Source organism: Pseudomonas sp. HS-18, assembly GCF_020401845.1.
Taxonomy (GTDB): domain Bacteria; phylum Pseudomonadota; class Gammaproteobacteria; order Pseudomonadales; family Pseudomonadaceae; genus Pseudomonas; species Pseudomonas nitroreducens.
This window is the reverse complement of sequence record NZ_CP084413.1, coordinates 3,302,051-3,326,788: the sequence shown is the minus strand read 5'-3', so window position 1 is coordinate 3,326,788 and position 24,738 is coordinate 3,302,051. Positions and strand designations below refer to the sequence as shown.

General features: G+C 66.2%; 19 protein-coding genes and 1 pseudogene. 17 read left to right on the top strand and 3 right to left on the bottom strand.

Annotated elements, in window-relative coordinates:
* Positions 1–233: 233 nt before the first annotated feature.
* Complete coding sequence (locus LDJ84_RS15440) at positions 234–2,231, bottom strand: TonB-dependent receptor family protein (protein ID WP_226046591.1); 1,998 nt, start codon at positions 2,229–2,231, stop codon at positions 234–236.
* A 339-nt stretch (positions 2,232–2,570) separates the two neighbouring features.
* Here LDJ84_RS15440 and LDJ84_RS15435 point away from each other — a divergent pair, with 339 nt between their 5' ends.
* From LDJ84_RS15435 to LDJ84_RS30935, 10 genes and pseudogenes are all read left to right on the top strand, one after another.
* Positions 2,571–5,009 (top strand): glucose/quinate/shikimate family membrane-bound PQQ-dependent dehydrogenase, encoded by a 2,439-nt coding sequence (locus LDJ84_RS15435; protein WP_024762530.1) that lies wholly within the window; start codon positions 2,571–2,573, stop codon positions 5,007–5,009.
* 92 nt (positions 5,010–5,101) lie between these two features.
* The gene (locus tag LDJ84_RS15430; protein WP_024762529.1) at positions 5,102–6,367 is read left to right on the top strand and encodes a carbohydrate porin; all 1,266 of its coding nucleotides are present in this window, start codon (positions 5,102–5,104) and stop codon (positions 6,365–6,367) included.
* A 147-nt stretch (positions 6,368–6,514) separates the two neighbouring features.
* A complete protein-coding gene (locus LDJ84_RS15425; RefSeq protein WP_024762528.1) occupies positions 6,515–6,847 on the top strand; it encodes a DUF1508 domain-containing protein in 333 nt (110 codons plus the stop codon).
* A gap of 357 nt (positions 6,848–7,204) precedes the next feature.
* Positions 7,205–8,524 (top strand): amino acid permease, encoded by a 1,320-nt coding sequence (locus LDJ84_RS15420; protein ID WP_024762527.1) that lies wholly within the window; start codon positions 7,205–7,207, stop codon positions 8,522–8,524.
* A complete protein-coding gene (locus LDJ84_RS15415; RefSeq protein ID WP_038803207.1) occupies positions 8,517–9,791 on the top strand; it encodes an aspartate aminotransferase family protein in 1,275 nt (424 codons plus the stop codon). The genes LDJ84_RS15420 and LDJ84_RS15415 overlap by 8 nt, the downstream gene beginning before the upstream one ends.
* An 11-nt stretch (positions 9,792–9,802) precedes the next feature.
* Complete coding sequence (locus LDJ84_RS15410; protein ID WP_024762526.1) at positions 9,803–10,822, top strand: phosphotransferase enzyme family protein; 1,020 nt, start codon at positions 9,803–9,805, stop codon at positions 10,820–10,822.
* A gap of 92 nt (positions 10,823–10,914) precedes the next feature.
* On the top strand, positions 10,915–11,862 hold the full coding sequence (locus tag LDJ84_RS15405; RefSeq protein WP_024762525.1) for a helix-turn-helix domain-containing protein: 948 nt from the start codon (positions 10,915–10,917) through the stop codon (positions 11,860–11,862).
* Between the two features lie 240 nt (positions 11,863–12,102).
* Positions 12,103–13,443 (top strand): hypothetical protein, encoded by a 1,341-nt coding sequence (locus tag LDJ84_RS15400; protein ID WP_024762524.1) that lies wholly within the window; start codon positions 12,103–12,105, stop codon positions 13,441–13,443.
* Between the two features lie 21 nt (positions 13,444–13,464).
* Positions 13,465–14,682 (top strand): annotated as a pseudogene (locus LDJ84_RS30940) (chemotaxis protein); the annotation flags it as partial.
* A 351-nt stretch (positions 14,683–15,033) separates the two neighbouring features.
* Positions 15,034–15,588: a methyl-accepting chemotaxis protein gene (locus LDJ84_RS30935; RefSeq protein WP_413247461.1), complete on the top strand. Its 555-nt coding sequence runs from the start codon at positions 15,034–15,036 to the stop codon at positions 15,586–15,588.
* 1 nt (position 15,589) lies between these two features.
* On the opposite strand, the gene LDJ84_RS15390 is transcribed toward LDJ84_RS30935, so the two are convergent.
* Positions 15,590–15,832 (bottom strand): DUF2790 domain-containing protein, encoded by a 243-nt coding sequence (locus LDJ84_RS15390; protein ID WP_037013570.1) that lies wholly within the window; start codon positions 15,830–15,832, stop codon positions 15,590–15,592.
* A gap of 261 nt (positions 15,833–16,093) precedes the next feature.
* Here LDJ84_RS15390 and LDJ84_RS15385 point away from each other — a divergent pair, with 261 nt between their 5' ends.
* On the top strand, positions 16,094–17,056 hold the full coding sequence (locus tag LDJ84_RS15385) for a GlxA family transcriptional regulator (RefSeq protein ID WP_226044945.1): 963 nt from the start codon (positions 16,094–16,096) through the stop codon (positions 17,054–17,056).
* Between the two features lie 196 nt (positions 17,057–17,252).
* Here LDJ84_RS15385 and LDJ84_RS15380 read toward each other — a convergent pair whose 3' ends face one another.
* Positions 17,253–17,714, bottom strand: a complete 462-nt coding sequence (locus LDJ84_RS15380) for an Lrp/AsnC family transcriptional regulator (protein WP_024762520.1) — start codon at positions 17,712–17,714, stop codon at positions 17,253–17,255.
* Positions 17,715–17,985: 271 nt separating this feature from the next.
* Here LDJ84_RS15380 and LDJ84_RS15375 point away from each other — a divergent pair, with 271 nt between their 5' ends.
* The 6 genes from LDJ84_RS15375 to LDJ84_RS15350 all read left to right on the top strand — a co-directional run bounded on the left by LDJ84_RS15375 (position 17,986) and on the right by LDJ84_RS15350 (position 24,663).
* Positions 17,986–19,218, top strand: coding sequence for a 3-methyl-2-oxobutanoate dehydrogenase (2-methylpropanoyl-transferring) subunit alpha (locus tag LDJ84_RS15375; protein WP_024762519.1), 1,233 nt, complete (start codon positions 17,986–17,988; stop codon positions 19,216–19,218).
* Positions 19,215–20,267, top strand: a complete 1,053-nt coding sequence (locus LDJ84_RS15370; RefSeq protein ID WP_024762518.1) for an alpha-ketoacid dehydrogenase subunit beta — start codon at positions 19,215–19,217, stop codon at positions 20,265–20,267. The genes LDJ84_RS15375 and LDJ84_RS15370 overlap by 4 nt, the downstream gene beginning before the upstream one ends.
* Complete coding sequence (locus LDJ84_RS15365) at positions 20,268–21,551, top strand: dihydrolipoamide acetyltransferase family protein (protein ID WP_226044944.1); 1,284 nt, start codon at positions 20,268–20,270, stop codon at positions 21,549–21,551. It abuts the gene before it with no gap.
* A gap of 14 nt (positions 21,552–21,565) precedes the next feature.
* Positions 21,566–22,972, top strand: a complete 1,407-nt coding sequence (lpdA, locus tag LDJ84_RS15360) for a dihydrolipoyl dehydrogenase (RefSeq protein WP_038803206.1) — start codon at positions 21,566–21,568, stop codon at positions 22,970–22,972.
* Positions 22,973–23,368: 396 nt separating this feature from the next.
* Positions 23,369–23,809, top strand: coding sequence for a type II 3-dehydroquinate dehydratase (gene aroQ, locus LDJ84_RS15355; RefSeq protein WP_024762516.1), 441 nt, complete (start codon positions 23,369–23,371; stop codon positions 23,807–23,809).
* A 5-nt stretch (positions 23,810–23,814) separates the two neighbouring features.
* Positions 23,815–24,663, top strand: a complete 849-nt coding sequence (locus LDJ84_RS15350; RefSeq protein WP_024762515.1) for a shikimate dehydrogenase — start codon at positions 23,815–23,817, stop codon at positions 24,661–24,663.
* Positions 24,664–24,738 lie beyond the last annotated feature (75 nt).

Genomic DNA, 24,738 nt, shown 5'->3' with positions numbered 1-24,738 from the left:
TCAAAACTCGCGAGGATAGAGGATTCGGAACGGTTATGGTGCCCCGCGGGCGATGACCGGCGTTGCCGATAACGAGTTCGCGAGCAAGGAGCAGGCCTCGCCTCGGTCCTACTGATCAGCTCCGCAGCGCATTTCGCAGGAGCGAGCTTGCTCGCGATCCGCACCCCACAGGACCGTAGGGTGCATAACCTGGAACAGGTTATCCGCCCTACGCAAAACCTCGGTCAGGACGCTCAGTCGAAGCGATACTCCAGCCCCGCCCCCGCGTACCACGACCGCCCCGGCGCCGCCTCGTAGTAACGACCGTTGCTGTCGCCGACGATCACCGAACCGACGTACTGGCGATCCAGCAGGTTGTCCAACCGCACCAGCTGGTGGAAGGTCCAGGGCCCGACATGCTGCTCGAAGCGGGTGCGCCAGTTGAACACCGCATAGCTGGGCGCCGGCTTGTCCTGGTTGCTGTCTTCGACGTAGACCTTGCTGCGGTACTGGCCTTCGAAGCCCATGCTGATACCGTCCCTGGGCTTCCACACCAGCTCGCCGAACAGGCTGCTGCCGGGCACGCCGGGCAGGTGGTTGCCCTTTTCGATCACGCTGCCGCTCTCGACGAAGTCCTCGTCGTAGGTGGCATCCAGGCGCGTATAGGCGAGATTGGCCTGCCAGTGTTCGGAGAGGTCGCTCTGCACGCCCAGCTCGAAGCCCCGGCGCAGGGTCTTGCCGGCGTTCTGGTAGCTGGTGCGGCCGTCGGTGGAGCTGGCAACGACGATCTCGTCGTCGGTACGGATTTCGAATATCGCCGCGTTGACCCGCGTATTGCCGGCGACCTTCGCCTTGAGGCCGACTTCGTACTGGGTGCTGGTGGCGGGGTCGAGGCCGAAGTTGAAGCTTTCCGCCAGCCCTGGCGCGTAGGCCATTTCTGCCTGGGTCGGCGTCTCGAAGCCCTTGCCGGCACTGACATAGCCATGCAGGTTCGGGGTAAAGGCATACATCACCGAGAGCGACGGGTTGTTCTGCTGGTACGTCTTCGAGCCACTGGAATCGCCGTTGCTCAGGTAATGGTCGTCCACTTCCATCTTCATGCTGCTGTGGCGCAGGCCGGCGTCGAAAGTCCAGTTGCCCAGCTCCCAGCGCGCCTGCACGTAGGGGTCGAGGCTGGTGGCGATGTCGTTTTCGTTGCGGCGCATCTCGCCCTTCACACCCAACTGGTCGCCGCTGAAATTCTGGAAACCCTTGCGGTCGTCTTCGCTGCGGTCGTAGTCCACCCCGGTGGTGACGGTCAGCTCACCCGGCACGCCGTGCACCGGCTGGATCCAGCGCAGGGTGCCGCCGTGGAATTCGCGATCGAAGTCGACTACCCCGCCACCGCGCTGGGCATTGGAAGCCACGCCCCTGGGGATCGACAGGTACTGCACCACGCTGCGCTGGCCGGCATAGAGGTTGAACTGCAGGGTCGCGTCGCCGAAGTAGCGCTCGTAGTTCATGCCCAGCTGCTGGTGGTCGATGCTCTTGCGCGTGTTGTAGGTCTCGGCCGCCGCTGCCACCGAGCGCGGGTCGTGCCGGTATGCGTCCCAGGTCTGGCCCAGCGGGTCCTGCGTGCCGTTCTGCTCCAGGCTGCTGTAGATCAGCGCCAGGCGGCTGTCTTCGTCGGGCTTGAAGTTGAGCTTGGCGAAGGTCTGGTCGCGGCGCGCGGCGCTATGGTCGCGGTAGCCGTCGGTGTCCATGCGCGAGGCGTCGAGCAGGAAGCCGGCCTGGTCGGTGCCGCCTTCGGCATAGAGGTGGTTCTTGTTGAAGCCGTCGCTGCCGAAGGTGGTCTGCGCACCGACCTTCGGCGTGCCATAGCCGTCGCGGGAGAACATCTGGATCACCCCGCCGCTGTTGCTGCCGTAGAGCGTCGAGGCCGGACCACGGAGTACTTCGATGCGGTCGGCGACATCCAGGTTCAGTGTCGCCGCCTGGCCCTGGCCGTCCGGCGTGCTGGCCGGAATGCCATCGCTGAGCAGCTTCAGCCCGCGAATGCCGAAGGCTGAGCGCGCGCCATAGCCGCGGGAGGAAATCTGCAGGTCCTGGGCGTAGTTCTGGCGGTTCTGCACCACCAGGCCGGGGACCCGCTGCAGCACTTCGGAGGCATTGACGCCGAGCTGGCCATCGCTGAGTTGCGGCTGCTGCACGGTGTCGATGGAGAACGGCAGGTCGAAGCTCGATACCGGCGCATAGGCGCCCGTCACCACCATGGGCGCAAGCTGCACTTCACTCTTCACCTCCGCGGCTTCGGCGCGGGCCAGTTGGCCGTGGACAGCACCGCAGATCAGCAACGGCAGCAGTTTGAGTTGGGTGGGCACGACAGAGCGGTTGGCAGGCACGGTGACTAGGATTCTTCTGTAGGACCGAGCAGCGATGCTGCCAGTCGCGGCAGCCGCTGCACAGGTTTGTTGTGGATTGGCGTCTTGTGGGCAAGGGGCGAACAAGAGGCTATTTCATTCGTCAGGATTTTAATCTTCGACGATTGTACTATCTAGTTAATTAGCATGCTAAGCGTATAATTGGCGAATTCCACAGCGAGAACCTTCTGTATGAAACGAGTAGAGCGCGCATCCCGCGCGAGCACTTTCATCCTCCTCGGCCTGGGCGTGATCATCGCCCTCCTCGGCCTCGCCCTGGCTACCGGCGGCGTCCGCCTGGTCAGCCTCGGCGGCTCCTGGTATTTCCTCATCGGCGGCCTGGCGATGGCGATTTCCGGCCTGCTGATCGCCCTTCGCAAGCCGGCAGGCGCCTGGCTGTTCGCCGTTTTCCTGGTCGCTACCGGGGTCTGGGCCGTGGCCGATACCGGCCTGACATTCTGGCCGCTGTTCTCGCGGCTGTTCATGTTCAGCGCCATCGGCGTGGTGGTCGCGCTGGTCTATCCGTTGCTGGCCCGCTCGGCAGGCCGCAACGCTGGTCGTGGTGCCTATGGCATCGCCGCTGTGCTGGCGGTGCTGGTGGCCATCGCCGCCGGCAACATGTTCGTCGCCCATCCCAGCGTCGCGCCCACCGGCAAGGGCCCCGGCCTGACGCCGGTAGACCCGGCCCATGCGCAGAAGGATTGGGCGCACTACGGCAACACCGAGGGTGGCAGCCGCTTCGCCGCGCTGGACCAGATCAACCGCGGCAACGTCGACAAGCTGCAGGTGGCCTGGACCTACCACACCGGCGACGTGGCGATCAGCGACGGCAACGGCGCGGAAGACCAGCTCACCCCGCTGCAGGTCGGCGACAAGGTGTTCATCTGCACCCCGCACAACAACCTGATCGCGCTGGACGCGGACACCGGCAAGGAGCTGTGGAAGAACGAGATCAACGCCCAGTCCAAGGTCTGGCAACGCTGCCGTGGCATGGCCTATTTCGATGCCACCAAGGAAATCGCACAGCCGACCCAGCCGAACAGCACGCCGGTCATCGCCGCCAGCGTTCCGGCCGGCGCCAACTGCCAGCGTCGCCTGCTGACCAACACCATCGATGCGCGCCTGATCGCTGTCGACGCCGACACCGGCGAGTTCTGCCAGGGCTTCGGCACTAACGGCCAGGTCGACCTGAAGGCAGGATTGGGCGACGTACCCGATTCCTACTACCAGCTCTCCTCCGCCCCGCTGATGGCCGGCACCACGGTGGTGGTCGGCGGCCGTGTCGCGGACAACGTCCAGACCGACATGCCCGGCGGCGTGATCCGTGGTTTCGATGTCATCACCGGCGCCATGCGCTGGGCCTTCGACCCGGGCAACCCGCAAGACAAGCAGGCCCCGGCGGACGGCAAGAGCTACGTCCGCAGCACGCCCAACAGCTGGGCGCCGATGTCCTACGACCCGGCGATGAACACCGTCTTCCTGCCCATGGGCAGTTCCTCCACCGACATCTATGGCGTGGAGCGGACGAAACTCGACCACACCTACGGCGCTTCGATCCTTGCCGTGGACGCCACCAGCGGCGCAGAAAAGTGGGTCTACCAGACCGTGCACAACGACCTCTGGGACTTCGACCTGCCGATGCAGCCGAGCCTCGTCGACTTCCCCGTGGCCGACGGCAAGACCGTTCCGGCAGTCGTCATCGGCACCAAGGCCGGGCAGATCTACGTACTCGACCGCGCCACCGGCAAGCCGCTGACCGAGGTCAAGGATGTGCCGGTCAAGCCGGGCAACATCCCCGACGAGCCCTACTCGCCGACCCAGCCGAAGTCCGTTGGCATGCCGCAGATCGGCGCGCAGACCCTCAGCGAGTCGGACATGTGGGGCGCCACGCCCTATGACCAGCTGCTGTGCCGCATCGACTTCAAGAAGATGCGCTACGACGGCCTCTACACCGCGCCGGGCACCGACCTGTCGCTGAGCTTCCCCGGCTCCCTGGGCGGCATGAACTGGGGCAGCCTGTCCACCGACCCGGTGCACGGCTTCATCTTCGTCAACGATATGCGCCTGGGCCTGTGGATCCAGATGATCCCTTCGGCCAACAAGGGCGCGGCCGCCGGCGGTGGCGAGGCACTGAACACCGGCATGGGCGCCGTGCCGCTCAAGGGCACGCCCTACGCGGTGAACAAGAACCGCTTCCTCTCGGTGGCCGGCATCCCGTGCCAGGCGCCGCCGTTCGGCACCCTCACCGCCATTGACCTGAAGACCCGCCAGGTGGCCTGGCAGGTACCGGTGGGCACCGTGGAAGACACCGGCCCGCTGGGCATCCGCATGCACCTGCCGATTCCCATCGGCCTGCCGACCCTCGGCGGCACGCTGTCCACCCAGGGCGGCCTGGTATTCATCGCCGGCACCCAGGACTTCTACCTGCGCGCCTACGACAGCAGCAACGGCGAGGAGATCTGGAAGGCCCGCCTGCCCGTCGGCAGCCAGGGCGGCCCGATGACCTACGTGTCGCCGAAGACCGGCAAGCAATTCATCGTCGTTACCGCCGGTGGTGCACGTCAGTCCACCGACCGTGGCGACTACGTGATGGCCTACGCGCTGCCCGACACCCCGACAGCCAGCCAGTAACCCTCCCATCGCGCCCGCTTCGTGCGGGCGCCTCCTTCCGGCGCGGCACTCCCACCGCGCCTTTTTTATTCGCTTCAAGCTCAGGAAACTCCATGCGCACTTCCCTTCGCCTCACGCCCGGCCTGCTGCTGTGCGTCGCCTCGCTGCCTGCGCTGGCAGCAGAAGGCCTGCTCGAACGATCCACGATGACCGGCGACTGGGGCGGCCTGCGCCACCAGTTGGAAGAAGATGGCGTCAAGTTCACCGGCGACTACAGCGGCGAGACCGCCTACAACGCCCACGGCGGCCTGCACCGTTCCGCGCGCTATTCGCAGAACATCAAGCTGGGCGTGCAGTTCGACCTGTCGAAACTCTACGGCCTGGAGAATGGCGGCAAGGTCCAGCTGACCATCAACGACCGCCGCGGCAACAGCGCCTCGGAAGACCTGGTGGGCAACCGCCTGCCGATCCAGGAAAACTACGGCGGCCTCTATACCCGCCTGACCGAGCTGAGCTACGAGCGCGACCTGGGCCAGGCGGTGAACCTCAAGCTCGGCTACATGGCCATGGGCAATGACGTCGGCGGGCTCGACAGCGGTATCCTCTGCAACTTCATGAACGCCGGCTTCTGCGGCCACCCGCTGAACATGTCCGGCGGCAGCGGCTGGACCAACTACCCCAACGCGCACCTTGGCGCACGGGTGAAGTACAGCTTCGCTCCGGACTGGCAACTGCGCATCGCCGCGTTCAACGTCGACCCGGAAAGCAACGGCAACTCCAGCCGCGCCTGGCACCTCACGCCCAAGCACACCACCGGCACCGTGGTGCCCATCGAACTGGTCTACAAGCCTCAGGGCGAATTGCCCGGCGAGTACAAACTGGGCTGGTACTACGACAGCTCCGACGTACAGCGCATCGGCAGCGACAAGCAGGTTTCCGGCCGCAGCGGCCACTACCTGCTGGTGGACCAGACCGTGTGGAACGACCTGGCCTCGAAGGGGCGCAGCCTGCACCTGTTCGGCCAGGCTTCGGCCGCCAGCAGCGCCGCCTCGCCCTTCACCAAGTGGTACGGCGCAGGTGTAGTGCTCTACAAGCCCTTCGAAGGCCGCCCGAAAGACAGTCTCGCGCTGGGTTACGGCCGCGCCGTACCCAACCCGCGCAGCCGCGAAGTGCAGGAGAACAACGCCCTCGCCAACGGCCAGGACTACCCGAACCTGGACAGCGGCGAACAGCTCATCGAGCTGAGCTACGGCTACCAGGCCACGCCCTGGCTGACCCTGCGCCCGGACCTGCAGTACGTCATCGAACCGGGGGCCTTCTCCGGCCAGGACATCGACAACGCCCTGCTGCTCGGCCTGCAGGTGAAAGCCAGCTTCTGAGAAACGCGATCCTGAGACAAATTGATACAGTAACCCCATGATTCATAGGACTTTTCTTATACAAATAGCACGCCTGTACTCCTAAACTGGCCTGTCACCCTGCGGGAACACCCGCAGGACGTTGACACCGGTTATAGGGAGCTACACATGCCCGGTTGGTATGAAATCAAGGAACTCAGCAGCGGCAACTGTCGCGTTCTGCTCAAGAACACTGCCCACGGTACTCTGCTGGAAACTCCGGCCTACCCGACACAGGAGGCAGCCGAGCAGGCCATCAACAGCCTCCGCAGCTCCTGTGCGGCCGTCGAGCGCTACAAGCGCCAGATGTCCCCCGGCGGCAAGAATTTCTTCGTGATCCGCGATAACACCGGTGCAGAACTGCTGACCAGCAAGCTGTACGACTCCGAGGCCGCACGTGACCAGGCGATCGCAACGATCGCCCAGGCCGGCCTCAGCTCGGAGCTGCGTGCGCACGCCTGAGTGACGAGTGAATGAAAGAGCCCCGCGCAATGCGGGGCTTTTTTGTGGGTGATTGGTTTTCCGAACAGCCATCCCCCGCGGTGCCGAATCGGCCCCTAACGCACCGGCAATGCCAGCGTCCGCGTCTTTGCGGAATTCTGATATCGCCCCACCCCGCGCCCTTCGTACCTTCTGCCTGCCCGGCGCATCCGACGCCGGGAGCGTGCAACCCACAAAACAACAAGAAGGGCCCGCCCCATGACTCCACGCATTCATCCGTCGGCGCACGCCGATGCCCTCCCTTGCCCGCTGCGCCCCGGCGCTCGTGGCTGACTGCCGTCCACTCTCTCGATCAATTACAGGCAAGGGACAACCACCATGCTCAAACAAGGCGTACTCCGCTGGCCCCAGATCGCCGGGCTCGGCATTTCACTGGTCATCGCCGGGCAGTTCTCCGGCTGGAACTACGGCCTGGCCAGTAGCGGCTGGGCCAACATGCTCGTCGCCACCCTGCTGATGGCCGTACTCTGCGGCGGCCTGGCGCTGTGCGTGTGCGAACTCTCCACTGCTCGGCCCCATGCCGGCGGCGTGTTCGCCTACGCGCAGCTGGCCTTCGGCCCCTTCGTCGGCTACCTGGTCGGCGCCGCCTGCGCGCTGGCGCTGACCATCGGCACGGGCGCGGCGGCCAACTTCCTCGCCGCCTACATGGAGTCGGTATTCGGCTTCGGCGGCTGGCCGGTGCGCATCGGCCTGTTCGCCGTGATCATCGGTATCCACATCATCGGCGTCGGCGAGGCCCTGGGCCTGACCCTGCTGGCCGGCGCCGTGGCCGCCATCGCCCTGCTGGCCTTCGGCGGCGCCATGCTGCCCCACGTGCACTGGGAAAACCTGCTGCCCACGGCTGGCAGCGCACTGCCGGGCATAAGCGTCGCCGGCGTGTTCGCCTGCGTACCGTTCGCCATCTGGATGTTCATCTGCCTGGAGCAGGTCGCCTCCGCTGCCGAGGAAGCTGCAGACCCCGGCCGCAGCATGCCGCGCGGGATCATCGCCGCTGTCGGTACCCTCCTGCTGACGGCCCTGACCGTGGTGATCAGCGCGCCGGGCGCAGCCGGCGTGGAAGTGGTCGGCAACGCCGGCGATCCGCTGTACGCCGCCATGACCCACGGCGGGCTGTACGGCGAGCGCGACTGGCTGCCGCTGCTGGTCGGCTCCGGCGCCGTGTGCGGGCTGCTGGCGACCTTCTTCTCGGTGGTGTTCTCGGCTTCCCGCCAGTTGTTCGCCCTGTCCCGCGACGGTTTCTTCCCTGCCGCGCTGGCCCGCACCAACCGCCGAGGCGCGCCCTACGTCGCCCTGCTGGTGCTGACCGTGATCGGCCTGCCGCTGACCCTGGTGCCGCCGGAAAAGCTCCTGCTGTGCATCGTCCTGCTGCTGGGCAGTTGCCACCTGGTGCTGTTCGCCGCGTACCTGCGCCTGCACCGCAGCCAGCCCGGCCTGGCGCGCCCGTTCCGCCTGCGCGGCGGCCCTGTGATCGCCAGCGTCGGCATGCTGCTGACCTTCGTGGTCATCGCCGCCTGCTTCCAGCTGGAAGTGGCCATGCTCAGCGCCCTGGCGCTGGTGGTCGCCGCACTGATCCTCAACTACCTGCTGCGCGCTGCCACCCGCGCCGGCAAGCCCCTGGAGAATGTCGAGAATGTCTGAACCAACCCTGCTGCAACGCCGCCACCAGGTCATGGGCGATGCCTCGCCGCTGTTCTACGACGAGCCGCTGGAGCTGGTGAAAGGCGAAGGCGTCTGGCTCATCGACGCCAACGGCAAGCGTTACCTGGACTGCTACAACAACGTGCCCTGCGTCGGCCATTGCCACCCTAAAGTGGTCGCGGCCATGGCGGAACAGGCGGCGACGTTGAACATTCATACCCGCTACCTCAACGAGCGTGTGGTGCGCTACGCCGAGAACCTCACCGCGACCTTCGCCGAGCCATTGGACAGCCTGATGTTCACCTGCACCGGCAGCGAGGCCAACGAGCTGGCCCTGCGCATGGCGCGCTTCGTCACCGGCAACAAGGGCGTGATCGTCAGCGACTACAACTACCACGGCAACACCACCTCGCTGGCGGCGGTAACCACGGCATTGCCCAGCTCCGAACCGTTCTCGGCCCATGCGCGGGCGGTGCCGATTCCCTGCCTGTATCAGGCAGACGGTACGCCCGAGCAAGTCGCCGATCGCTACGTGGCCAAGGTCGCCGAAGCCATCGCCGAGCTGCAGGCCGCCGGCGTCGGTCTGGCCGCCATGCTGATCGACACGCTGTTCGCCAACGAAGGCATCCCGCGCTTGCCGGCCGGCTACCTGGAGCGCGTGGCCAAGCTGGTGCGCGATGCAGGCGGCCTGCTGATCGCCGACGAGGTGCAATCGGGCTTCGCCCGTACCGGCGAGCACCTGTGGGGCCATCAGGCACACCCGTTCGTGCCGGACATCGTCACCCTCGGCAAACCCATGGGCAACGGTTTCCCCCTGGCCGGGCTGGTGACCTCGCGCGAGCGCGTCGAGACCTTCGGCCGCGCCAACCTGTACTTCAACACCTTCGGCGGCTCGCCAGTGGCCGCCGCAGTCGGCCAGGCAGTACTCGACGTGATCGCCGAGGAAGACCTGCAAGGCAACGCCCTGCGCCAGGGCGCGAAGCTCAGCGCCGAACTGCATCGCCTGGCCGAGCGCCATTCGATCATCGGCGACGTGCGCGGCAAGGGCCTGTTCTTCGCCGTGGAACTGGTACGCGACCGCACCAGCCGCGAGCCGGCCGGGCTCGAAGCGCGACGTATCGTCAACGCCATGCGCCAGCGCGGCGTGCTGATCAGCAAGATCGGTGGCGCGGACAACATCCTCAAGATCCGCCCGCCGCTGCCCTTCCAGGCCGAACACGGCGAGCTGTTCATCGACACCCTGGACCAGGTCCTGGGCGAGCTTTGAGGGAATCCGACATGACTGACTTCTCTTCACTCGACCACGACCAGCAGATCGCCTGCCTGCGCGACGTGGCGCTGGATGCCCTGCGCCACTGGGACGGCGACTTCGTCGGCCTGGAACTGCTCAAGTACCGCGAGAACGCCGTGTTCTGCGCCACCCGCAGCGACGGCACGCGCAGCGCCCTGCGCGTGCACCGCGGTGGCTACCACAGCGAAGCGGCGCTGCGCTCCGAGCTGACCTGGATGGAGCAACTGGCCGCCGGCGGCATTGGCGTGCCGACCATCATCCGCACCCGCGACGGCGAGCACCTGGCCGAAGTGCGCAGCGCCGCGCTCGATGAGCCGCGCTACGTCGACATGCTTGGCTGGCTGTCCGGCAGCACTCTGGGCTCGGCGGAACAGGGCCTGAGCGCCGACGGTGACATCGAGGCACTGTTCCACAAGGCTGGCGCCGTGGCCGCGCGCATCCACCTGAATTCGGCCCAGTGGCGACAGCCCAACGAGTTCACCCGCCACGCCTGGGACGAAGAGGGGTTGGTCGGCGCCAATCCGTTCTGGGGCCGCTTCTGGGAACTGGACCTGCTCGCCGACGATGAGCGCGAGCTGCTCCAGCGCGCCCGCCAGGAGGCGCGCATGGATTTGCGCCGCTACGGCCGCAGCCTGGGCAACTTCGGCATGATCCACGCCGACCTGGTGCCCGAGAACCTGCTGCTGGAGGCGGGCGAGTTGCAGCTGATCGACTTCGACGACGCCGGCTTCGGTTGGCACATGTTCGAACTGGCCACGGCGCTGTACTTCTGCCAGGACGACCCGCGCCTGGCGCAGATCGAAGCCGCGCTGCTGGCCGGCTACCACTCGGTCAAGCCGCTCTCCGCCGCGGACCGCGCCGCCCTGCCGCTGTTCCTCGCCCTGCGCGGCACGACGTACCTGGGCTGGGTGCACACCCGACGCAACAGCCAGACGGCCAAGGAACTGGCACCGATGCTGATCGAACGCGCCTGCACCCTGGCCCGCGCCTACCTGGCGAGCCGCTGAATCTGGCAGAGCGCCACAAGCCCCTGGCGTGCAGGCACAATCCTGCACGCCAGCGCTGACCGATACTCGGCGCACAACCGAGGTGAACCGTCATGACCGGCATAGCCCGCCACCAGGCAACCGACTCCGATGAACTGGCCTGCGCCCTCGCGGGCTGGAGCCAGGACTACACCCAGCTCGGCCACGGCCGCTTGCAGGCGGAACTGCTGCACGTGCAGTTGCCCGACGCCTCGCTGATCTACGAACACTCCAATCTGCACCTGCACGAAAACATGGCGCCGCCGGACGACCATCTGGTGATCGGCCTTCCTCTGCGCGCCGGTCGCGATTCCCGCTTCAACGGCCAGGCGCTACACGACGACACCCTGCTGGTGCTCGAAGGCGGGCGCGAGCTGGAAATCTGCGCCGCCGGCGAGATCCACATGCTCGGCCTGACCTTCAGCCAACCGCAGCTGGAACGCCTGCTCGGCGCCGAGGAGCGCGAGCTGTTCGAGCGCGCATTGTCCCAGGGCCGCCTGCAGCTCTCGTCCATCGGCGCGGGCGCGCTGCGGTCCAGTCTGTGCGACGCCATCGCCTCCTTCGAAGACGAGCCGTGGCGCACCGGCGACCCACAACAGGCCGGCCATGCCGTTGCGCTGGTGCTCAGTCATGTCCTGCAGGCGCTGGAGGAAATCCTCCCGAACACGGCGCGCGAGGGCACACCGCGCTCCCTGCCGCAGCATCGCCGCCTGGTGCTGGCCGCCATCGAACGGATGCAGACGGATCTCTCGCACCCCTTGTCGCTGCTGGAGCTGAGCCAGAACCTGAACACCAGCCAGCGCACCCTGCAGTACTGCTTCCGGCAGATCTGCCAGAGCACGCCGCAGCAGTTCTTCCTCAGCCTGCGCCTGGCCGAGGCGCGGCGACGGCTCAAGCAGGAGCCGCAGCAAAGCATCACGCACCTGGCGCTGGACCTGGGGTTTGCCAGCTCCAGCCATTTTTCGGCCTTGTATAAGCGCCTGTACGCCGAACAACCCTCCGTAATCTCCCGTACACGCTGATCGGCTTTATCTGTAGGAACGAGCTTGCTCGCGAACAAATTCACCGGCAGTTCCCGAGTCAATCGGGTTCGCGAGCCAGGACTGGGCGTCCCCTCGGCCCTGCAAAAGACACTCCCAGCCGATCTGGCAACCACACCCAATCACTTGGCAGACACACGCAACGGCACAACGCCAGCCCTTACTTAGCATCGGCAGAAGTCTCATCCCCCAATCGACAATAACGAAACGGATGCCTTCGCCATGACCCACGCCGCCGTGCTGCGCCCCACCCTGCTCGCCCTGCTCATCGCCGGCGCCAGCAGCTCCGCCAGCGCCTACCAGCTGTACGCCACCGACGACACGCACCTGAACGCCGATCTCTCGGCGACCTTCGGGCTGTTCCACAGCCAGGAACGCTACAACATGACCGGCACGCTGGACGAGGGCTCGTCCTCCTGGCAGGAAGGCTTCATCAAGTACGGCCTGAGCGGTGACCAGAAACTCGGCGGCGCTGGCACCGCCTACGGCGCGTTCAACCTGCTCAGCTCCGGCACCTGGGGCGACGGCGACGCCGCCGGCTTCAGCGACGGCTCCGAGCGCACCACCAAGATCGAAGACGCCTACGCCGGCTGGCGCTCGGCCGGGCTGTTCCCGATGCTGGGCGAGGACGGCATAGACCTGTCCTTCGGCCGCCAGAACATCGTGGTCGGCGATGGCTTCCTGATCGATGGCGACGCCCTGAACATGGGCAAGGGCCTGGCCGATGGCGAATACAACCGTGGCGGTGGCTACTACCTGGCAGCGCGCCGTGACTTCGACGAGACCGCCGTGTTGCGCATCGGCGGCAAGGAAGGCTGGCGTGGCGACCTGATGCGTTTGAAATCCGACAACCGCGCCCAGGCCAACTCCGAGCTATACGTCGCCACCCTGGAACACGTCGCCCCGGAAGCGACTTTCGGTCTGACCTACATCGATGTCACCGACATCGACGAACGCTACGCCTCGCCCATCCAACTCGACCGTAAGGACATGAAGACCTACAGCCTGCGCGGCACCGGTAACGCCGGCGTGGAGAACCTGTTCCTTTCCGGCGAATACGCCTGGCAGGACAAGCGCGACGCCCAGTACAGCGACGACACCGCGAACGCCTGGTACCTCGAAGCCGGCTGGACCTTCTCCGACATCGCCTGGAAGCCCTACGTCAGCTACCGCTTCAGCCGCTTCTCGGAAGGCTACGACACGCTCTTCTACGGCTTCAGCCGTGGCTTCGGCACCTGGTTCCAGGGCGAAGTGGCAGGCAACTATTCCGGCCCGTTCAACAACAACACCCGCGTGCACAACATCGGCGCCAAGGTCACCCCGCTGGAAAACCTGTCCATCGGCGCGCAGTTCTTCGACTTCCACACCCTCGACACCGACCTGGGCAACACCGACGGCCGCGAGCTGGACCTCTACGCCGAGTGGGCGATCAACGAACACCTGGTGATCATCCCGCTGGTGGGCCTCTACCAGCCGAAGAAGAGCGCGGCCGAAGGCGGCACGCAGATCGGCAACGACGACAGCAACCTCTACAGCCAGCTGCTGTTCTCCACCACCTTCTGATCCAACGAAAGCGAGCCCGCCATGCCCAGCCTCCTGACTTCGATCCAGGGCCGCATCACCTGGCTGGCGGGCCTCTGCCTGCTGCTGGTCTCCAGCGTGCTGATCGGCCTGTCGCTGTACCAGGCGCGACAGGACAGCCAGACCATCGGGCACGACAGCGGCGAACTCTTCGCCGCCTCCGCGCGGCACAACCTGGAAACCCAGGGCCAGGTTCAGGCCCTGCTGATCCGCGCGCGTTTGCAAAACAACCTGCTGCTCGGCGAAGGCCTGTCGCGCACCGTGCAGACCCTTCGCGCACAGCAACGTCAGGGCATTCTCGATCCCGCCGCATTGCGCAACGCACTTAACCAGGCGATGGCAGAAACCCTCGGCGCGCACCCGGAGCTGCTCGGCCTGTTCCTGGTATTCCAGCCCGATGCGCTGGACGCCGCAGACGCCCAGTTCGCCGCCCGTGAAGACCTGGGCAGCAACGAAACCGGGCGCTTCGCCCTCTACCTGCTGCAGAACGGCAAGGAAACCCAGCGGGTGATCGGCACCGAGCAAGTCCTCGGCGACACCACGCCCGGTCCCAGCGGCCAGCCCTACAACGCCTTCTTCACCTGCTCCACCACTCACGCCCGCCCCTGCGTGCTCGACCCGTATTTCGACGAAGCCTCCGGCCAGCGCCGGCTGGTCACCAGCGTCACCCTGCCCGTGCTGGAGAACGGCAAGGCGATTGCCGCCATCGGCTTCGACATCGACCTCGCCACCCTCCAGCAGAGCAGCGTGGAAGGCAGCCGCAGCCTGTTCGACGGCCAGGGCCGCATCCGTATCCTCAGCCCAAACGGGCTGGTCGCCAGCGACAGCGGCGATGCCTCGAAGCTGGGGCAGAAGTTCGGCGACAAGACCGTGCTCGCCGAGATTGCCGCCGGGCGCTCACAGTCCAGCGACGACGGCGAGTCCATCAACGTGCTGCACAGTCTCGCCCCGGTGCCGGATGCTGCCCCGTGGGGAATCCTGCTCAGCGTGCCGCGCGCGGTGATGCTAGCCCCGGCGGAACGTCTCAAGGGCACGCTGGACGACCTGCGCTGGCGCAGTACTGCACTGGAGATCGGCATCGGTGTCGCCGCCGGCCTGCTCGGCATGCTGCTGGTGGCGCTCACCGCGCTGGGCATCAGCCGGCCGATCCTGCGCCTGGCGCGCATGCTCGAAGACATCGCCGATGGCGAAGGCGACCTCACCCGCCGCCTCGACTACCCGCGCCGCGACGAACTGGGCCGCCTCGCCACCGCCTTCAACCGCTTCCTCGACAAGCTGCAACCGAGCATCGCCGCCGTGCAGTCAGCCACCCGCGAAGCCCATGCCACCGCCGACCGCTCCGCGCAGATCGCCCGGCAGACCAGCGACGGCATGCAGCAGCAGTTCCGCGAGATCGACCAGGTCGCCACCGCGCTGCACGAGATGTCCGCCACCGCGCAGGATTCGGCGCGCAGCGCCGCTCGCGCAGCCGAAGCTGCGCGCACCGCGGAGCAGGCCTGCGATGACGGCTTCCGCACCCTCGACGCGACCAACAGCGGCATCGACCTGCTGGCCGCCGGCATGCACCAGGCCATGGCTGAGCTGCAACAACTGGCGACGAGCAACGAGCAGATCGGTTCGATCCTGGAAGTCATCTGCGGCATCGCCGCGCAGACCAACCTGCTGGCCCTCAACGCCGCCATCGAAGCGGCGCGCGCAGGGGACGCAGGGCGAGGCTTTGCCGTGGTCGCGGACGAAGTGCGCGGGCTGGCCCGGCGCACTCAGGAATCGGTAGAGGAAATTCGCCAGGTGATCGAAAACTTGCAAGCCCGGGGTCACTCGGTAACTCAGGCCATGCAGGGCAGTTTCAGCCAGGCCCAGGGCAACGTCGATCAAGCGCGGCAGGCCATCGATGCACTACGCCGGATCGGCGAGGCGGTGAACCTGATCAGCGAAATGAACCTGCAGATCGCCAGCGCGGCGGAGGAACAGAGCAGCGTCGCCGAGGAGATCAACCGCAATATCGCCGGTATCCGCGATGTCACCCAGACCATTTCCGAACACGCACAACAGGCCGCCGGCGCCAGCCGTTCATTGAACGAACTGGCCAGCCGGCAGCAGGGATTGGTGGAGCAGTTCCGCGCCTGATTCAGATGTCGCTGCAGCGCGGGGTCTGGCGCAGATACTTGACGGTGTGCTGCTGGCCCTGGGAATCCAGGTAGACCATGGTGGCCTGGCTGACTTCGCAGCGCTCGTTGGGTTGGCTGATGCTCAGCACCTTGGCGACGTCCAGCGGCATGCCGTAGTGGTAAACGGCAGCATCGTCGGCGAAGGCGCTGAAGGACAACAGCAAGGCGGGGATGGCAAAGAGTGCATTTAGAGCGGATTTCATGGCGGGAACCTCAGGGATCACGCGGGTCGCGTCGATCGTGGCCCACTGCCATAAATCTAGCCGATGAGACCTTTCCTACACAGATCGACTTCGACAATGCATTTCTTCAGTTAGCGCAACAATAATGCCTTGCGGGTGTGCCATGGCCTGTGATTGTGACGCTTCCCGCTGTCAGAATGGCAGCATTCGTTCCCGCCCGCCGATTGCAGCCAGGGCGTTCCGCCGCAAGAATGATCGCCATCGATCGGATCGGGAGGCGCCATGAAACGCGTGGCCATGCTGCTGTTCCCCGGCGTGCAGGCGCTGGACGTTTCCGGGCCGCTGGATGTGTTCGCCGAGGCCAATGCCTTCGTTCCTGCCGGCCAGGGTTATCAGGTAATTACCCTGGCCGCCCCGCCGCTGCCTTTGCGTGCGTCCAACGGTCAACTGCTCAGTGCCGATTTCAGCCTCGACCAGGTCGATTGCGCGGCCGATATCCTGCTGGTGCCGGGCGGGCCGCGATTACCGGACGAGGCGCCCGCGCCGGCGTTGCGCGCTTGGCTGCGTGCAGCCTGTGCGCTGGCGCCGCGCTATGGCTCGATCTGCACCGGCGCCTTTCTGCTTGGTCACGCCGGGCTGCTGGACGGCAAACGCGTGACCACCCACTGGAGCGATGCACGGCGCCTGGCCGACTTGTTCCCGCAGGCGCAGGTGGAACCGGACCGCATTCATGTGCGCGATGGCGCGCTGGTGACCTCGGCGGGCGTCACGGCAGGGATCGACCTCGCGTTGGCGCTGGTGGCGGAAGACCACGGCGCGGCGGTGGCCTTGTCCGTGGCGAAACGCTTGCTGGTGGTCGCCCAGCGCCAGGGCGGACAATCGCAGTTCAGCCCCTTCCTGCAGGCGCCGGCCGACGAAACCTCGCCCGTGGCGCGTATCCAGCGCTACGTTCAGGAAAACCTCGACCAACCGCTGGGCGTACCGCAACTGGCCGCCGAAGTGGCAATGAGCCCGCGCAGCTTCGCTCGTGTGTTCGTCCGCGAGGCAGGCGTAACCCCTGCGGAATTCGTCCAGCGCGCCCGCATCGACGCCGCACGCGGGCTGCTCGAAGGCGGTGACCTGGCACTGAAAGTGATCGCCTGGCGCTGCGGCTTCGGCAGCCCGGCGCGCATGCGCCTGGTGTTCGTGCAACGCCTGGGCGTGACCCCGACGCAGTATCGGGAGCAGTTCCGCCGCGAGGGCTGACCTGCTTTTTGCAGGAGAAAGCTTGCTCGCGAACCTGTGACCTGCGGCGCCCACCCGACCGCGGATAAACCCTCTCCCACAACCGCCCGCACCTATTCCGCTCGAGCGTGGGAGCGGACTTCGTCAGCGATTGCTGTCCGTCCACACGGAAACCTCGGCAGACAGCAGGCTCGCTCCTGCGATGAGCCTGTCCGGCTCAGATCGGCGGTGCCGAGCGCAGCATCACCGACTTCAAGGCGAAGGCCGACTTGATCCCGGCCACGCCGGGAATCTGCGTCAGCGTATTGGTCAGGAACAGCTGGTAGGCCGACAGGTCCTTCACCACCACGCGCAGCATGTAGTCGGCGTCGCCGGTCATCTGGAAGCAGCTCATCACCTGCGGCGCCTGGACGATGCGTTCTTCGAACCGGGCGAGGTAGTCGCCGGTCTGTTTTTCCAGGGACACCGAGACGAACACGCTCATGCCGCCGGACAGGCGCTCCTCGTCGAGGCGGGCGAAATAGCCCTGGATGTAGTGCTCCTCTTCCAGGCGGCGGACCCGGCGCAGCGTCGGGGTCAGCGACAGGCCGATGTTCTGCGCCAGATCGCGCCAGGACAGGCGGCCATCGTCGGCCAGGGCGCGGAGGATTTTCAGGTCGGTGCGGTCGAGATCAGCCATTTTCGGTCGTACTACTCAGTGCTGTTTTTATAGTGCAAACACACTAATCCTTAAGCTCTGAGCTAGTCAATTTGGAGCAAAAAACCAATCGGTCACACCTATACTGAAACCACAACTACAACAACCGAGGACCTCACCATGAGTGATGTCACCACCCGCCACGCGACCCCGCGCGGCACCTGCACCGTAGCCCGACCCGGCCGGGTGCGCCCGCCAGGCATGGCTTCTTCCGTTCGCTGATCCACACCCACGATCACAACTGGAGACCGCCATGACCGACTACGCCCCACTCCGCCTGCACGTCCCCGAACCCACCGGACGCCCGGGCTGCAAGACCGACTTCTCCTACCTCCATCTCTCGCCCGCCGGCGAGGTGCGCAAGCCCGCCATCGACGTGGAACCCGCGCAAACCACCGACCTGGCCTTCAGCCTGGTACGCGTGCTCGATGACGACGGCAACGCCGTCGGCCCCTGGGCCCCGGAACTGAGCCACGAGCAACTGCTGCGCGGCATGCGCCTGATGCTCAAGACGCGCATCTTCGACGCGCGCATGCTCACCGCCCAGCGCCAGAAGAAGATGTCCTTCTACATGCAGTGCCTCGGCGAAGAGGCCATCGCCACCGCCCACACCATGGCCCTGCGCGACGGCGACATGACCTTCCCGACCTACCGTCAGCAGGGCATCCTGATCACCCGCGACTACCCGCTCAAAGACATGATCTGCCAGCTGCTCTCCAACGAGCAGGACCCGCTCAAGGGCCGCCAGTTGCCGATCATGTACTCCAGCCGCGAGAAGGGTTTCTTCTCCATCTCCGGCAACCTCGCCACCCAGTTCATCCAGGCTGTCGGCTGGGGCATGGCCTCGGCGATCAAGGGCGACACCAAGATCTCGTCGGCCTGGATCGGTGACGGCGCCACCGCCGAATCCGACTTCCACACCGCCCTCACCTTCGCCCACGTCTACCGCGCGCCGGTGATCCTCAACGTGGTCAACAACCAGTGGGCGATCTCCACCTTCCAGGCCATCGCCGGCGGCGAAGGCACCACCTTCGCCAACCGGGGCGTGGGTTGCGGCATCGCCTCCCTGCGGGTGGACGGCAACGACTTCCTCGCGGTCTACGCCGCCTCGCAATGGGCCGCCGAGCGCGCCCGCCGCGGCCACGGCCCGAGCCTGATCGAGTGGGTCACCTACCGTGCGGGCCCGCACTCCACCTCGGACGATCCGTCCAAGTACCGCCCTGCCGACGACTGGACCAACTTCCCCCTGGGCGACCCCATCGCCCGCCTGAAGCAGCACCTGGTCGGCCTCGGCATCTGGTCCGACGACCAGCACGAAGCGCTGAAGAAGGAACTGGAAGCCGAAGTGATCGCCGCGCAGAAAGAAGCCGAACGCCACGGCTCCCTGGTGGACGGCCATGTGTTCAGCGCCGCCAACCTGTTCGACGACGTCTACAAGGACCTGCCGGAACACCTGCGCCGGCAGCGCCAGGAGCTTGGGGTATGAATGCCATGAACCCGCAACACGAGAACGCCCAGGCCGTCACCAGCATGACCATGATCCAGGCGCTGCGCTCGGCCATGGACGTGATGCTCGAGCGCGACGACAACGTCGTGGTGTTCGGCCAGGACGTCGGCTACTTCGGCGGCGTGTTCCGCTGCACCGAAGGCCTGCAGAAGAAGTACGGCACCTCGCGGGTGTTCGATGCGCCGATCTCCGAGAGCGGCATCATCGGCGCCGCCGTCGGCATGGGCGCCTACGGCCTGCGCCCGGTGGTGGAAATCCAGTTCGCCGACTACGTCTACCCGGCCACCGACCAACTGGTGTCGGAAGCCGCGCGCATCCGCTACCGCTCGGTGAACGACTTCACCGTGCCGATGGTGGTGCGCATGCCCTGCGGCGGCGGCATCTACGGCGGGCAGACGCACAGCCAGAGCCCGGAGGCGATGTTCACCCAGGTCTGCGGCCTGCGTACCGTCATGCCGTCCAACCCGTACGACGCCAAGGGCCTGCTGATCGCCTGCATCGAGAACGACGACCCGGTGATCTTCCTCGAACCCAAGCGCCTGTATAACGGCCCGTTCGACGGCCACCACGACCGCCCGGTGACCCCGTGGTCCAAGCACCCGGCCAGCCAGGTGCCCGAGGGCTACTACAGCGTGCCGCTGGACAAGGCCGCCATCGCCCGCCCCGGCTCGGAACTGACCGTGCTGACCTATGGCACCACCGTCTACGTGGCGCAGACCGCCGCCGAGGAAACCGGCATCGACGCCGAGATCATCGACCTGCGCAGCCTCTGGCCGCTGGACCTGGACACCATAGTCCAGTCGGTGAAGAAGACCGGCCGCTGCGTCATCGTCCACGAAGCCACGCGCACCTGCGGCTATGGCGCCGAGCTGATGTCGCTGGTGCAGGAGAACTGCTTCCACCACCTCGAAGCGCCGATTGCCCGCGTCACCGGTTGGGACACGCCCTACCCGCACGCCCAGGAATGGGACTATTTCCCCGGCCCCGCCCGCGTCGGCGCGGCCTTCAAGCGCGCCATGGAGGTCTGAATGGGCACTCACGTCATCAAGATGCCGGACATCGGCGAAGGCATCGCCGAGGTCGAGCTGGTGGAGTGGCACGTCCAGGTTGGCGACGAGGTCCATGAGGACCAGTTGCTGGCGGAAGTCATGACCGACAAGGCCACCGTGGAAATTCCCTCGCCGGTCGCCGGCAAGATCCTCGCCCTGGGCGGCGTGCCCGGCCAGGTGATGGCCGTGGGCGGCGAGCTGATCCGCCTGGAAGTGGAAGGCCTGGGCAATCACCGCGAAGCCGCGCAGCAGAAGGCTCATGAAGAAGCTCCAACCCAACCGGCGGAGAAACCTGCGCCGGTAGCCGAAGCAGCGAAGCCGGCTCCACGCGTCGAAAGCAAGCCGGTCGCCCCGGCCGTGCGCCCTGCGCCCTCTCCGGCTCCGCGCCGCGCGCCGGGCGAGAAGCCGCTGGCTTCGCCGGCCGTGCGCCAACGTGCCCGCGACCTGGGCGTGGAATTGCAGTTCGTCCAGGGCAGCGGCCCGGCCGGGCGCATCCTCCGGGAAGACCTGGAGCACTTCCTCGAGCACGGCGGCGCGACCATCGCCTCCGGCTACGCCGCCCGCCATGACGAGCACCAGATCCCGGTAATCGGCCTGCGCCGCAAGATCGCGCAGAAGATGGCCGAGGCCAAGCGGCGCATCCCGCACTTCAGCTATGTCGAGGAAATCGACGTCACTGACCTGGAGGCCCTGCGCGTCCACCTCAACGCCAAGCACAGCGCGGCGCGCGGCAAGCTCACCCTGCTGCCCTTCATCGCCCGTGCCATGGTCGTCGCCCTGCGCGACTTCCCGCAGATCAACGCGCGCTATGACGACGATGCCGACGTGATCACCCGCTACGGCGCGGTGCACCTGGGCGTCGCCACCCAGAGCGACAACGGCCTGATGGTGCCGGTGCTGCGCAACGCCGAATCCCGCGACCTGTGGGGTAACTCCGCGGAAGTCGCGCGCCTGGCCGAAGCCGCCCGCCATGGCAAGGCCAGCCGCGAGGAGCTGTCCGGCTCGACCATCACCCTGAGCAGCCTCGGCGCGCTCGGCGGGATCGTCAGCACACCGGTGATCAACTACCCGGAAGTCGCCATCGTCGGGGTCAACCGCATGGTCGAGCGGCCCATGGTGATCAACGGGCAGATCGTCGTGCGCAAGATGATGAACCTGTCCTCCTCCTTCGATCACCGGGTGGTCGACGGCATGGATGCGGCGGCCTTCATCCAGGCCGTGCGCGCCCTGCTCGAACATCCCGCCACCCTGTTCATCGATTGACTGGAGCCAGAGACGTGAAACAGAACCAGACTCTCGAAACCACCCTGCTGGTGATCGGTGGCGGCCCCGGCGGCTACGTCGCGGCGATCCGCGCCGGTCAACTGGGCATCCGCACCGTGCTGGTGGAAGGCGCCTCGTTGGGCGGCACCTGCCTGAATATCGGCTGCATCCCGTCCAAGGCACTGATCCACGCCGCCGAGGAATACCTCAAGGCGCGCGAGTTCGCCGGCCAGTCGCCGCTGGGCATCAGCGTGCAGGCACCGAGCATCGACATCCAGCGCACCGTGGAATGGAAGGACGGCATTGTCGACCGCCTGACCACCGGCGTCGCCGCGCTGCTGAAGAAGCACGGTGTCACCCTGGTCAACGGTTGGGCCAGGATCGTCGACGGCAAGACGGTGGAAGTCGACCTTGCCGAAGGCGGCACCCAGCACATCCACACCGAACACCTGCTGCTGGCGGCCGGTTCGAAATCCGTGGAGCTGCCGTTCCTGCCGGTGGGCGGCAATGTCATCTCCTCCACCGAAGCCTTGGCGCCCAAAACTCTGCCCAAGCGCCTGGCGGTGGTTGGCGGCGGCTATATCGGCCTGGAACTGGGCACCGCCTACCGCAAACTGGGCGTGGAAGTGACGATAGTGGAAGCGCAGCCGCGCATCCTGCCGACCTACGACGAGGAACTGACCAAGCCGGTGGCCAACGCCCTGCGCAAGCTCGGCATCGAGTTGTACCTGGGCCACAGCGTCATGGGCCTGGAGCCGGACGGCAAAGGCCTGCGCGTGCAGGATGGCGCCGGCTCGCAACGGGTGATCGAGACCGACCAGGTATTGGTTGCCGTTGGCCGCCATCCCAACACCGCCGGCTGGAACCTCGACACCCTGCGCCTGGACATGAACGGCCGCGCCGTGCGCATCGACGAGCAGTGCCGCACCTCGATGCGCGACGTCTGGGCCATCGGCGATATCGCTGGCGAGCCCATGCTGGCCCACCGCGCCATGGCCCAGGGCGAGATGGTCGCCGAGATCATCGCCGGCAAGCGCCGCGCCTTCACGCCCACGGCAATCCCGGCAGTGTGCTTCACCGATCCGGAAGTGGTGGTGGTCGGCCTGTCGCCCGAGCAGGCCCAGGCCGCAGGCTACGAGGTGCTGACGGCGAATTTCCCGTTCGCCGCCAACGGTCGCGCAATGACCCTGGAGTCCAGCGATGGCTTCGTCCGCGTGGTGGCACGCAAGGACAACCACCTGATCCTCGGCTGGCAGGCGGTAGGCAAGGCGGTCTCCGAGCTGTCCACGGCGTTCGTGCAGTCCCTGGAAATGGGCGCCTGCCTGGAAGACATCGCCGGCACCATCCACGCCCACCCAACCCTTGGCGAAGCCGTGCAGGAAGCTGCGCTGCGCGCGCTGGGACATGCCTTGCACGTCTGAAGCCTGCACTCTCCAACTGGCTTCCCCCTCCTGACCCGCCGATTGGCGGGTCTTTTTTGGCAGGGCCGAGGAGGACGTCTGGTCCTTGCTCGCGAATCCGTGGCCCTGCTGCGGGAGTGCTCCTTGGACGTCCTCGGCGGGCTTGAACCCGTCACGGGCGGAGCCCGCCCCTACCGATGGTCGATCACCGCACGGAATGTGATTCTGCACACCTGTGCACAGGGGATTACCTAGCCTGGTGAATCATCGACGTTTCCGGCGTTTTGACGATTTATAGGGAATTTTCCTCACCATATCCGCTTCACCGCCCCGCATTGACCAAATTAACCATTTGGTACATTTTGCTTCTACAGGCCTTTCCTCTACGGCCATACAAGAACAACGGAGCCATTCCCCATGCCTCACATCCTGCTCGTGCTCAACGGGCCGAATCTCAATCTGCTCGGTACCCGGGAGCCCGCCACCTACGGCCACGAAACCCTCGACGACATCGCCGCGCTCTGCCAACGCACCGGCGCCGAGAGTGGCCTGGAAATCGAATTCCGCCAGACCAACCACGAAGGCGAGCTGATCGACTGGATTCACCAGGCGCGCGGCCGCTGCGCCGGTATCCTGATCAATCCCGCTGCCTGGACCCACACCTCGGTGGCGATCCGCGATGCACTGGCCGCCGTGGAATTGCCGGTGATCGAAGTGCACCTGTCCAACGTGCACAAGCGCGAGAAATTCCGGCACCACTCGTTCGTCTCCGCTATCGCCGTGGGCGTGATCGCGGGTCTGGGTAGCGGCGGTTACCGCGCCGGCATCCAGCACTTCGCCAAGCTGCTGCAGGAGTGAGCCCGATGAGTGAGCACCGTACCGTCCTGGCCGGCCTGATCGGCGCCGGCATCCAGGCTTCGCGCACCCCGGCGCTGCACGAGCGGGAAGGCGACGCCCAGGGTTTTCGCTACCTCTACCGCTTGATCGACCTGGACACCCTGGGCGTCGATTCAGCCGCCCTGCCCGACCTGCTGGCTGCCGCCGAGCGCATGGGCTACACCGGGCTGAACATCACCTTTCCGTGCAAGCAGGCGGTGATTCCGCTGTTGCACGAACTCTCCGATGAAGCGCGCGGCATCGGTGCGGTAAACACCGTGGTGCTGCGTGACGGCAGACGGATCGGGCATAACACGGACTGTCTGGGGTTTGCCGAGGGATTCCGCCGCAACCTCAGTGATGCGCCGCGCGAACGTGTGGTGCAACTGGGGGCCGGTGGCGCGGGCGCTGCGGTAGCCCATGCCCTGCTCAGCGAAGGCGTGGAGCAACTGACGATCTTTGAAGTGGATTCGGCCCGTGCCCAGGTGCTGGTGGACAACCTCAACGCCCACTTTGGCGGACAGCGCGCGCGGATCGGTCACGACCTGGCCAGCGCACTCGCCGAAGCCGACGGGCTGGTCAACACCACGCCAGTCGGCATGGCCAAGCTACCCGGTGCGCCGCTGCCGCTGGAATTGCTGCACACACGCCTGTGGGTGGCGGAGATCATCTACTTCCCGCTGGAGACCGAACTGCTCAGCCACGCCCGCCGCCTGGGCTGTCGTACGCTGGATGGCGGCAACATGGCGGTGTTCCAGGCGGTGAAGGCGTTCGAGTTGTTCAGTGGTGTGAAGGCGAACGCTGAGCGGATGCTGGCGCATTTCGCGACGGTGTGATTCCGCTCTCGCTCCTGCGCCAGGATCCAGATCGAGCGGTTTCGGCAGGAGCGAGCTCGCTCGCGAACCCTCCCC

Coding starts and splice junctions, on each gene's coding strand:
- LDJ84_RS15440 (WP_226046591.1), bottom strand. CDS start 2,231: ATGGTGGTGACGGGCGCCTATGCGCCGGTATCGAGCTTCGACCTGCCG.
- LDJ84_RS15435 (WP_024762530.1), top strand. CDS start 2,571: ATGAAACGAGTAGAGCGCGCATCCCGCGCGAGCACTTTCATCCTCCTC.
- LDJ84_RS15430 (WP_024762529.1), top strand. CDS start 5,102: ATGCGCACTTCCCTTCGCCTCACGCCCGGCCTGCTGCTGTGCGTCGCC.
- LDJ84_RS15425 (WP_024762528.1), top strand. CDS start 6,515: ATGCCCGGTTGGTATGAAATCAAGGAACTCAGCAGCGGCAACTGTCGC.
- LDJ84_RS15420 (WP_024762527.1), top strand. CDS start 7,205: ATGCTCAAACAAGGCGTACTCCGCTGGCCCCAGATCGCCGGGCTCGGC.
- LDJ84_RS15415 (WP_038803207.1), top strand. CDS start 8,517: ATGTCTGAACCAACCCTGCTGCAACGCCGCCACCAGGTCATGGGCGAT.
- LDJ84_RS15410 (WP_024762526.1), top strand. CDS start 9,803: ATGACTGACTTCTCTTCACTCGACCACGACCAGCAGATCGCCTGCCTG.
- LDJ84_RS15405 (WP_024762525.1), top strand. CDS start 10,915: ATGACCGGCATAGCCCGCCACCAGGCAACCGACTCCGATGAACTGGCC.
- LDJ84_RS15400 (WP_024762524.1), top strand. CDS start 12,103: ATGACCCACGCCGCCGTGCTGCGCCCCACCCTGCTCGCCCTGCTCATC.
- LDJ84_RS30935 (WP_413247461.1), top strand. CDS start 15,034: ATGGCTGAGCTGCAACAACTGGCGACGAGCAACGAGCAGATCGGTTCG.
- LDJ84_RS15390 (WP_037013570.1), bottom strand. CDS start 15,832: ATGAAATCCGCTCTAAATGCACTCTTTGCCATCCCCGCCTTGCTGTTG.
- LDJ84_RS15385 (WP_226044945.1), top strand. CDS start 16,094: ATGAAACGCGTGGCCATGCTGCTGTTCCCCGGCGTGCAGGCGCTGGAC.
- LDJ84_RS15380 (WP_024762520.1), bottom strand. CDS start 17,714: ATGGCTGATCTCGACCGCACCGACCTGAAAATCCTCCGCGCCCTGGCC.
- LDJ84_RS15375 (WP_024762519.1), top strand. CDS start 17,986: ATGACCGACTACGCCCCACTCCGCCTGCACGTCCCCGAACCCACCGGA.
- LDJ84_RS15370 (WP_024762518.1), top strand. CDS start 19,215: ATGAATGCCATGAACCCGCAACACGAGAACGCCCAGGCCGTCACCAGC.
- LDJ84_RS15365 (WP_226044944.1), top strand. CDS start 20,268: ATGGGCACTCACGTCATCAAGATGCCGGACATCGGCGAAGGCATCGCC.
- aroQ (WP_024762516.1), top strand. CDS start 23,369: ATGCCTCACATCCTGCTCGTGCTCAACGGGCCGAATCTCAATCTGCTC.
- LDJ84_RS15350 (WP_024762515.1), top strand. CDS start 23,815: ATGAGTGAGCACCGTACCGTCCTGGCCGGCCTGATCGGCGCCGGCATC.